At 73.1% G+C, this 9698-nt stretch carries 10 protein-coding genes; 5 read left to right on the top strand and 5 right to left on the bottom strand.

Going from position 1 to position 9698, the window contains the following annotated elements:
* Position 1: 1 nt before the first annotated feature.
* Positions 2–1366, bottom strand: coding sequence for a glycosyltransferase family 4 protein (locus ITI46_RS30935; protein ID WP_209243245.1), 1365 nt, complete (start codon positions 1364–1366; stop codon positions 2–4).
* Between the two features lie 262 nt (positions 1367–1628).
* Between ITI46_RS30935 and ITI46_RS30930 the strand changes: the two genes are divergently transcribed.
* Positions 1629–2267 (top strand): TetR family transcriptional regulator, encoded by a 639-nt coding sequence (locus tag ITI46_RS30930; RefSeq protein ID WP_209243244.1) that lies wholly within the window; start codon positions 1629–1631, stop codon positions 2265–2267.
* Positions 2268–2285: 18 nt separating this feature from the next.
* Here the strand turns inward: ITI46_RS30930 and ITI46_RS30925 are convergent, their stop codons facing one another.
* The 4 genes from ITI46_RS30925 to ITI46_RS30910 all read right to left on the bottom strand — a co-directional run bounded on the left by ITI46_RS30925 (position 2286) and on the right by ITI46_RS30910 (position 5985).
* Entirely contained in the window at positions 2286–2855 is a 570-nt protein-coding gene (locus ITI46_RS30925; protein WP_209243243.1) for a suppressor of fused domain protein, read from the bottom strand.
* Between the two features lie 66 nt (positions 2856–2921).
* Entirely contained in the window at positions 2922–3830 is a 909-nt protein-coding gene (locus tag ITI46_RS30920) for a 5-oxoprolinase subunit C family protein (RefSeq protein ID WP_209243242.1), read from the bottom strand.
* Positions 3830–4516 (bottom strand): 5-oxoprolinase subunit B family protein, encoded by a 687-nt coding sequence (locus ITI46_RS30915; RefSeq protein ID WP_209243246.1) that lies wholly within the window; start codon positions 4514–4516, stop codon positions 3830–3832. The genes ITI46_RS30920 and ITI46_RS30915 overlap by 1 nt, the downstream gene beginning before the upstream one ends.
* A 689-nt stretch (positions 4517–5205) precedes the next feature.
* Complete coding sequence (locus tag ITI46_RS30910) at positions 5206–5985, bottom strand: LamB/YcsF family protein (protein ID WP_209243241.1); 780 nt, start codon at positions 5983–5985, stop codon at positions 5206–5208.
* Positions 5986–6110: 125 nt separating this feature from the next.
* On the opposite strand from ITI46_RS30910, the gene ITI46_RS30905 reads away from it, so the two are divergent.
* From ITI46_RS30905 to pcp, 4 genes are all read left to right on the top strand, one after another.
* The gene (locus ITI46_RS30905; protein WP_209243240.1) at positions 6111–6815 is read left to right on the top strand and encodes a GntR family transcriptional regulator; all 705 of its coding nucleotides are present in this window, start codon (positions 6111–6113) and stop codon (positions 6813–6815) included.
* Between the two features lie 187 nt (positions 6816–7002).
* Entirely contained in the window at positions 7003–7842 is an 840-nt protein-coding gene (locus tag ITI46_RS30900) for a DUF969 domain-containing protein (RefSeq protein WP_247746853.1), read from the top strand.
* Entirely contained in the window at positions 7839–8807 is a 969-nt protein-coding gene (locus ITI46_RS30895) for a DUF979 domain-containing protein (protein WP_209243239.1), read from the top strand. Before ITI46_RS30900 ends, ITI46_RS30895 begins: the two co-directional genes overlap by 4 nt.
* A gap of 19 nt (positions 8808–8826) precedes the next feature.
* The gene (gene pcp / locus ITI46_RS30890) at positions 8827–9492 is read left to right on the top strand and encodes a pyroglutamyl-peptidase I (protein ID WP_209243238.1); all 666 of its coding nucleotides are present in this window, start codon (positions 8827–8829) and stop codon (positions 9490–9492) included.
* Positions 9493–9698 lie beyond the last annotated feature (206 nt).

Raw genomic sequence — 9698 nt, 5'->3', positions numbered from 1 at the left:
GTCACCGGCTGTCGGCAACGGCACGCACAGGCTCGGCGGGCAGCCGCGCCATGGGAGCCTGCACCAACGCGGCGGAGGGCGCCCCCATCGCAGCGCGGTAACACTCAACCGTGCCGATCGCCGCCCGCTCCCAGGTGAACCTCTCCAGCACCCGCTCCCGCCCGGCGGCGCCGAGCCGGGCCCGCAGCTGCTCGTCGCCCAGCAGCCGCACCAGCCCGGCGGCCAGCGCCCCCGCGTCGCCGGGCGGCACCGCCAGACAGGTCTCGCCGTCGCGTCCCGCGACCTCCGGGATGGCACCCCCGGTGGTGGCCAGCAGCGGGGTGCCGGTCGCCATCGCCTCGGCGGCGGGCAGCGAGAAGCCCTCGTACAGCGACGGCACACAGGCGATCTGCGCCGAGCTGAGCAGCCCGGCCAGCTCGGCGTCGCTGATGCCCTTGACGAACTCGACGGCGCCGGCCAGCCCGTGCGCCTCGATCGCGTCGGCGACCGGGCCCTCCTCGGGGCGTTTGCCGACGACGACGAGATGGGCCCCGGGCTGCTCGGTACGCGTCTTGGCCAGCGCCTCGATCAGGAACACCAGGCCCTTGAGGGGGACATCGGCGCTGGAGGTGGTGACGATGCGGCCCGGCACCTCGGGTACGGCCGCATCCGGTGCGAACAGCCGGGTGTCGGCGCCGACCGGCACCACATTGATGCGTTCGTGCGCCACGCCCAGATCGTCGGCGATCTCCTGGCGGGAGGATCCTGAGACGGTGACGACCGAGGGCAGCCGGCGGGCGACGCGGCGCTGCATCCGTGTGAACCCGTACCAGCGACGGACCGAGGCGCTCTGCCGCCAGCCGGTGGCAGCCTCCAGCTCCAGCCTGCGGTCGACGGTGATGGGGTGGTGAATGGTGGTCACCAGCGGTGCGCCGAGGGCACGCGGGCCGCCGAGCAGCCCGTAGCCCAGCGTCTGGTTGTCGTGGATGACGTCGAAGTCGCCGCGGCGGGCGGCCAGATGGCGGCGGGCACGCAGCGAGAAGGTGAGCGGCTCGGGGAATCCCCCGGTCCACATCGTGCCGACCTCCAGCAGGTCGATCCAGTCGCGGTACTCGCCCCGCCCGGGGGTACGGAAGGGGTCGGGCTGGCGGTAGAGATCAAGGCTGGGCAGCTCGGTGAGGGTCAGCCGGCCGGGGCCCGGCCCCTCGGGCACCTCGTCCAGCACCGGGTAGGGCTGGGCGCCGATGACCTCGACGCTGTGGCCGAGGCGGGCGAGTTCCCTGGACAGATGGCGTACGTAGACACCCTGGCCGCCGCAGAAGGGGTTGCCCTTGTACGTCAGCAGCGCGATGCGCAGCGGGCGGTCGGTTACGGCCTCTGCGGTCACTCGCGGCCCCCTTCGTCACTGCGTTCCGCCGGAGCGTAGCCGCTCGCGCTAACCTAGAACAAGTTTCAGGATTGACTTTCGGGAGGGACGGATCCGGCACCGGTGGCGCCGCGGACTCGTACCCGGACTGCAGAATTTACCGGCCAGTCACTTCGGGCGAGCCGCTGTAGCAGGTGATTCGCGCCACCTCGGCGGCGCCTGCAACAATGCACGGCTCCCCACAGGGCTTCCAGAACGCCACGGAAACGGGACCAACAACGCGATGCCGACACCGCCGCCACCTTCGCAGCCCTCTTCTTCGCCTTCCTTGCCGTCCTCGCCTTCCTCGCCGTCCGCGCCGCTGACCGAGCGGCAGGAGGCCAGGCGCCGCCGCATCCTGCAGGCGAGCGCACGGCTGGCGCGCCGGGGCGGGTTCGACGCGGTGCAGATGCGGGAGGTCGCCGAGACCTCGAACGTGGCGCTCGGCACGCTCTACCGCTACTTCCCCTCCAAGGTGCATCTGCTGGTCGCCACCATGCAGGACCAGTTGCAGCACATGCACGAGACCCTGCACAAGCGCCCGCCGCAGGAGACGGAAGCCGCGGCGCGGGTCGCCGAGACCCTGATGCGCGCCTTCCGCGCGCTGCAACGGGAGCCGCAACTGGCGGACGCCATGGTGCGCGCCCTCAACTTCGCCGACCGCTCGGTCAGCCCGGAGGTGGACACCGTCTCCCGGCTCACCACGGCGATCATCCTGGACGCCATGGGGCTGGAGGGGCCGCCCACTCCCGAACAGCTCTCTGCGGTCCGCGTCATCGAGCACACCTGGCACTCCGCCCTCATCACCTGGCTCTCCGGCCGGGCCTCCATCGCGCAGGTCAAGATCGACATCGAGACGGTGTGCCGGCTGATCGACGAGTGACGGCCTGCGGCCCGGCCCTCAGCCGTGGGGCGGGGGCGCGCAGACGTCGCGGGTGTCCAGCAGGTCGCTGAAGAACGTCTCCGGGCGGGCCGTCAGGGCGCGTTCGCGTTCCGTCTCGCTGATCGGGACGGCGTTGAGGATCCGCACCGGTGCGACGCGCGTCTCGACGGTGGCCCGCCGGCCGACCGTCCAGGGCCCGGCCAGGAAGACACTGCGGCAGCCGGGGAAGGCGGGGATCTCGTCCCCGAAGCCGACGATCTCGCCCCAGTCCAGCGGCTCCCCACGCGTCCAGGGGTACGCGGCGAGGTTGGCGAGCCGCATCGCCAACTGCTGCTCCTGTGGTGGAGCGAGGGGCCCGCGCCGGAAGAGACGCAGCTCGGCGCGGACCGCGCGGGGCGGCATGGCGTGGGCCGACATGCCGATGGTCGCGAACGCCGTGGTGCCGCCGGGGCCCGAGGGCCCGTAGACCATCACATCGAGCCGTTCGAGGGGCGGCGGGCCCTGGTCGAAGGTGATGCCGTCGCGTTCCTCCCCCCACTCGTCGCGCAGGGCGTGGAAGACGTCACGGAGTATGGGCGGAGCCGGCATGTGCGCGATCCTATTCCCGCGTTCCCGCGTTCCCGCGTTCCCGCGTTCCCGCGCCGGAGCGTCACGTTATGGGCACCCCTGCCCGGCACCGTGCGCGCCGGCCCCGACAGGGGCGAAGCGCACCGGGGTGCCCGGCACGGCCTGCGCGGCAGCGCTCAGTGCCCAGGGCGGTACGACGCCGATGACGGGGTAGCCGCCCGTCGTGGGATGGTCGGCCAGGAAGATCACCGGCCGCCCCTCGGGGGGCACCTGTATGGCGCCCAGCGGCATGCCCTCGCTGGCCAACTCGCCTTCCCTGGCCCGGGTGAGGGCCGGGCCCTCGGTCCGCAGGCCGATCCGGTTGCTGGCGGCGGACACCCGGTAGGTGCCGGTGCGGAGGGTGCGCAGCCCTTCCGGGGTGAACCAGTCGTCCCGCGGCCCACAGCTGACCGGCAGCACCAACTCGCGCGGGGGCGCCGCCCACGGCGCCGCGTAGGCGACGGCACGCCCCGCGAGGGGAGGCGGGGGCGGGGAGCCGAGCGGGAGCACGTCCCCCTCACTCAGCGGGTCCGGACCGAGCCCGGAGAGCAGATCGGTGGCGCGGCTGCCCAGCACCGGCTCGGCGTCGACGCCCCCGGCGAAGCCCAGATAGGAGCGCACCCCGTGGGTGGCGGCACCGACGTCGAGCACCGCACCGGCCCGCAGCCGCACCGGCTGCCCCCAGGGCGCGGGCCGCCCGTCGACGGTCACCTGGCAGGGCGCCCCGGTGACCACCGCGACGGTGTCCTCCAGCGCACGCACCGCGCAGCCGGTGAGGGTGGTCTCCAGCGTCGCCGCGTGCTGGGGGTTGCCGAGCAGCAGGTTGGCGAGGCGGTGCGCGGCCAGGTCGAGCGCGCCGGAACGGGGCACGCCCAGGTGCGCGTATCCGGGGCGGCCCAGGTCCTGGACGGTGGTGAGCGCACCGGTCCGTACGGTCTCCAGCCCGCCCCCGGCCATCACGGCCGCTCCCTTCGGCTCCGGTCGGCTCCGTCCGCCGGATGCGGGCCGTCCAGGGGGACGAAACGGACTCGGGTGCCGGGTGCCAGCAGGGCGGCCGGAGTGCGATCGGTGTCCCACAGCACCGTCCGGGGTGCCGTTCCGATCAGCTGCCAGCCGCCGGGTGAGGAGCGCGGATAGACACCGGTGTAGGGGCCGGCCAGGCCGACGGCCCCGGCCGGGACGCGGGTGCGCGGGGTGGCGCGGCGGGGTACGTGGTACTGCTCGGGGAGCCCGGTCAGATAGCCGAAGCCCGGCGCGAATCCGCAGAACGCGACCCGGAAGTCGGTGGCCGCGTGCCGCCGGGCCACCTCGTCCGGGGTGACTCCCCACAGCGCGGCGACGTCGGCAAGGTCCGGCCCGTCGTAGTGGACGGGTATCTCCACGGCCTGCTCACTGCCGCCGGTCAGCGGCGGTACGTGCCAGCCCGGCAGCTCGGCGGCCAGCCGCCGCGCCGCCTCGCTGTCGTGGAACTCCTCCAGCAGCACGGTCCTGGCCCCGGGCACGATCTCCCGTACGGGCGGCAGGGTTCCTTCGGCCCGCCGGCGCAGCAGCTCCGCGTGCAGGGCTTCGGTCTGCTCGGCCGTCGCGAGCTCGACCAGCAGCCCGCGGGCCCCCACGGACCGGATCACGGGGGGTACGGGCACGCGGGACGGGCCGCCGACGACAACCGGGTCCTCGGCGGCGGCGCCCGTGCGGGCAGCGACGGCCGGGCCGGCCGAGGCGTCCAGCCGGGCAGCGGCGGCCTCGCCGGGCGGGGCGTCCGGGCCGCTCGGGGCATCCCTGCAGGCAGCGGCAGCCGAACCGGACGAAGCGCCCAGGCCGCCCGAGGCTCCCGTACGAGCAGCGGCGGCCCCGCCGGCCGAGGCATCCGACCGGACAGCGGCAGCCCCGCCGGACGAGGCGGCCACGCCGGTCGGGGCATCCACGCCGCTCGGGGCAACCCTGCAGGCAGCGGCAGCCGAACCGGACGAAGCGCCCAGGCCGCCCGAGGCTCCCGTACGAGCAGCGGCGAGCCCGCCGGCCGAGGCATCCGGGCGGGCAGCGGCGGCCGAACGCGTCGGGGCATCCGGTCCGTTCGGGACTTCCGTGCCGGTCAAAGCTTCCGCCCGGGCGGTGGCCCCGTCGGCCGGGGCCTCCGGGCCGCTCAGGGCGTCCGGGCCGCTCAGGGCTTCCGGGCCGCTCAGGGCTTCCGGGCCGGTCGGGGCGTCCCTGCGGGCAGCGGCGGCCGAACCGGCCGGGGCATCCGGCTGGGCAGCGGCGGCCTCGCCGGTCGGGGCGTCCGGGCCGTTCAGGGGTTCCGGGCCGTTCGGGGCATCCGTCGAGGAGGGGGTGTTCATGTGAACGCCCGGACCAGTACGCCCGCCGTGGACAGCTCCTCGCGTACCCGGCGGGCGAGTTGGGCGGCGGCGGGGGTGTCGCCGTGTACGCACAGGGAGCGCGCGGCGGTCGGCACCACCGTGCCGTCGGACGCGACGATCTCGCCGTCCCGGGCCAGCCGCAGCGCCCGCTTGACCACCTGCTCGGGGTCGTGGAGCACGGCGCCCGGTTCGGAACGCGGCACCAGCGTGCCGTCGGGCCGGTAGGCGCGGTCGGCGAACGCCTCCTCGACGGTGGGCAGCCCGGCGCGGGCTGCTTCCGCCAGCAGCCGGGAGCCGGGCAGTCCGAGCACGGGCAGCGGGCCCGAGTCGCGGGTCGCGGCACCGGACAGCTGGACGCCGGCCACGACGGCGGCGGCCTGCTCCGGGTCGTGCACAGCACGGTTGTAGAGGGCGCCGTGCGGTTTGACGTAGGCGACGGCGGAGCCGGCAGCGCGGGCGAAGGTCTCCAGGGCGCCGATCTGGTACGCCACTTCGGCGGCCAGCTCGGCAGCGGGTACGTCCATGGCCCGGCGGCCGAAGCCGGCCAGGTCACGGTAGGAGACCTGCGCGCCGATACGGACGCCGCGCTCGGCGGCCAGCTCGCAGACCCGGCGCATGGTGAGGGGGTCGCCGGCGTGGAAGCCGCAGGCGACATTGGCGCTGGTGACCGAGGCGAGCAGGGCCTCGTCGTCGGTGAGCTGCCAGCGGCCGAAGCCCTCACCGAGGTCGGCGTTAAGGTCGATCTTCCCGTCCATCAGCAGCAACGTAAGCGATTGTTGAACAATCCGGCAAGGGTCCCCGGCCACCTGGTACTTCGCGGACGCCGCTCCCCTGCCCTATCCGGGCCCGGCCGGCGCCCGTACAGCCAAGGGAGACCACGATGACCGCCGACCCGTCCGCCGCCCTCTCGGATCTCGCCACCGACCGGGCGCTGCTCGGGCGTACGAGCACCGCCGAGCGCGTCGCGGCCATCCTGCGCGAGCGGATCGCCCAGGGCTCCTTCCCGCCCGGGACCCGGCTCTCCGAGGAGCGGATCTGCGGCGCCCTGGGGGTGTCCCGCAACACGCTGCGGGAGGCGTTCCGGCTGCTGACCCACGAGCGGCTGCTCGTCCACCGGCTCAACCGGGGCACCTTCGTCCGCGTACTGACCGATACCGACATTCGCGACATCTACCGCGTACGACACCTGGTCGAGTGCGCCGCCGTGCGGGGGCTGGGCGAGCCGCCGTACGACGTGACGGAGGTGCGGGCCGCCGTCTCGGCGGGCGAGAAGGCCGCGGCCGGCGGCCGGTGGGTGGAGTGCTCCACCGCGAACATCCGCTTCCACCAGGCGCTGGCCGCGCTGGCCGGGAGCGCCCGCACCGACGAGATGATGCGCGGCGTACTGGCCGAACTCCGGCTCGCCTTCCACATCATGGGCGACCTGCGCCGCTTCCACGACCCGTATCTCACCCGCAACCAGGAGATCGTCCGCGCCCTGGAGGCGGGCGACGCGGCGGGGGCCGAGCGGCTGCTGGCCGGCTATCTGGAGGACTCGCTGCGGCAGCTGCTGGACGCGTACCCGGAGGAGGCCGCCGAGAAGTAGAGGGGGCGATCGGTCGAGGGGTTGAGGGGTCGAGGAACGACCGTCACCACCTGAGGCGGTGACGGTCGCGACAGGGGGCCGTGACGGCGGGGGCGGGATTTCCGCATCAGTGATGTGCCACACCCTTGTCGGATCGTTCAACAATCCTCTAGCCTCCCGAGGAATTCGCTCACGGAAGGCGGACGACATGATCGTTCTCCTCGGCGTCCTCGTAGTGGTCCTCGGCTTCGCGACGCGCCGCAATCCCCTGCTCGTCGTCGGCGTGGCGGGGATCGTCACCGGACTGCTGGGCAAGCTCTCACCCGTCGAAATCCTCAAGACCTTCGGCGAAAGCTTCGCGTCCAGCCGCTCGGTGACCATCTTCGCCATCACGCTGCCCGTCATCGGCCTGCTGGAGCGCAACGGCCTCCAGCAACAGGCCCGTACGCTCATCGGCAAGCTCGGCAACAAACTCACCACCGGCCGTTTCCTGACGCTGTATCTGCTGCTGCGGCAGGTCACCGCCGCCGTGGGACTGCAGACCATCGGCGGGCCCGCGCAGAGCGTCCGCCCCATGATCGCGCCGATGGCGGAGGCCGCCACGGAACGGCGCAACCAGGGGCGGCCGCTGCCGGAGAAGGTCCGCGAGAAGGTGCGTTCGCACGCGGCCGGCACCGACACCGTGGGGCTGTTCTTCGGCGAGGACTGCTTCCTCGCCGTCGGCTCCATCCTGCTGATCACCGGCCTGGTCAACAGCACGTACCACACGCACCTGGAACCGCTGCACCTCGCGCTGTGGGCCATACCCACCGCCGTGTGCGCCTTCTTCATCCACGGCGGCCGGCTGCTGCGGCTGGACCGCACGCTGGAGCGCGAACTGGTCATGGCGAACGCGCAGCTGGCCGTCGAGCAGGAGGATGCGCAGTCGGCCCTCCAGCAGGACGACGCGCAGCCGGCCGTCCAGCAGGACGACGCGCAGCCGGACGTCCAACAGGAGGGCGCGCCGGGTCGCAGCGCTCGTAGCGAGGAAGGCGGGGCCGTCAAGTGATCAAGTCCGAGTGGTTCTTCTGGCTCGTCGGCGCCGTCTTCCTCGCCATGGCGGCGCAGATGGTCTTCGACCGCAGCAACCCCAAACGGCCCGGCACCGCAGCCTTCTGGGGCCTGCTCGGCCTCTGCTTCTTCTACAGCACCTGGGTCAACGAGAAGTCACTGCCCGCCGAACCGCTCGGCGTGGCCGTCCTCGTCCTCATCTGCCTCGGCGGCTTCAACCTCACCGGCAAGGGCAAGCCCGACACCACCAGCGAGAGCGAACGCACCCGGCTCGCCGCCCGGTTCGGCGGCAAGCTGTTCATCCCGGCGCTGACCATCCCGCTGATCGCCATGGTGTGCGCCGTACTCGCCGACAAGTGGAAGATCGGCGGCACCCCGCTCCTGGAGGAGGGCAGCGAGACGATCCTCGGCCTCGGCCTGGGCGCCATCGTCGCGCTGGGCGTGGGCATGTGGGTGCTGCGCGAACGCCGGGTGACCGTGCCACTGCACGCCGGACGCGGGCTGCTGGAGTCGATGGGCTGGGCGCTGCTGCTGCCCCAGCTGCTGGCGGTGCTGGGGGCCATCTTCCAGGCGGCGGGCGTCGGCGACCAGGTACGGAAGGTCACCGAGTCGGTGCTGCCCGACGGACAGAAGCTGGCCGCCGTGGTGCTGTACTGCGTGGGCATGGCCGTCTTCACCATGATCATGGGCAACGCCTTCGCGGCCTTCCCCGTCATGACCGCCGCCGTCGGCTGGCCGGTGCTGATCGAGCAGCTGAACGGCAACCCGGCCGCCGTACTCGCCGTCGGCATGCTCGCCGGCTTCTGCGGCACGCTGTGCACCCCGATGGCCGCCAACTTCAACCTCGTCCCCGCTGCGCTGCTCGAACTCAAGGACCAGTACGGGCCGATCAAGGCGCAGGTGCCGACCGCCGGTGTGCTGCTGGGCTGCAACATCCTCATCATCTATCTGTTCGCGTTCTAGGTGTATTGGCCTGATGCCCATGTCCTCCGTCAAGGTGCTGGTCACCGGGTTCGAGCCGTTCGACGGTGAGGAGAAGGTCAACCCGTCCTGGCAGGCCGCCGAACTGCTCGCCGCGCAGCCCCCTGCCGGGCTCGACGTCCACGCGGTCCGGCTGAGCTGCGTCTTCGGGACGGCACTCGACGAGCTGCGGGCCGCGGTGGCGGCCGCCGGGCCTCGGCTGGAGCTCGTCGTGTGCCTGGGGCAGGCGGGCGGGCGCCCCGACCTCACCGTCGAGAGGGTCGCCATCAACGTGGACGACGCCCGGATACCCGACAACGCCGGGCGGCAACCCGTGGACGAACCCGTCGTCCACGGCGGCCCCGCCGCCTACTTCAGCACCCTGCCGATCAAGGCGTGCGTCGCCGCGGCCCGCGACGCCGGGGTACCGGCCTCCGTCTCCCAGACAGCCGGCACCTTCGTGTGCAACCACGTCTTCTACGGGCTCGCCCATCTGCTCGCCACCGAACGGCCCGGTGTGCGGGGCGGCTTCGTGCACGTCCCGTACGCGCCGCAGCAGGCCGCGGGGCGGCACCCCGCGCCGCCCTCCCTCGCCGTATCCGACGCCGTACGCGGCCTCGCCGCGCTGCTCACCGCTGCGGCCCACACCACCACCGACCTCCGCGAAGTGGGAGGGGCGACACATTGACCAGCCTCGCAGCGAGCAGTCTGCTGAGGGAGCGTGCCGGGCGGTTCGCCGAAGTGGCCGTCGCCAACATCACCCGCGAGTACTCGGTCTGACCGCCAAGCTCTTCCGCTCCACCCGGGGTGCGGAGGCGCGGGACGAGCAGGAGGCCACCTTCGTGGCGGAGTCGCAGGAGTTCTTCGACTCCCTGTGGACCACCATCGCGGTTC

It is taken from the genome of Streptomyces oryzae (assembly GCF_017676365.1).
Taxonomy (GTDB): Bacteria; Actinomycetota; Actinomycetes; order Streptomycetales; family Streptomycetaceae; genus Streptomyces; species Streptomyces oryzae.
Note: the sequence above shows the minus strand (reverse complement) of the source record. Positions and strands in the feature narration are given on the sequence as shown.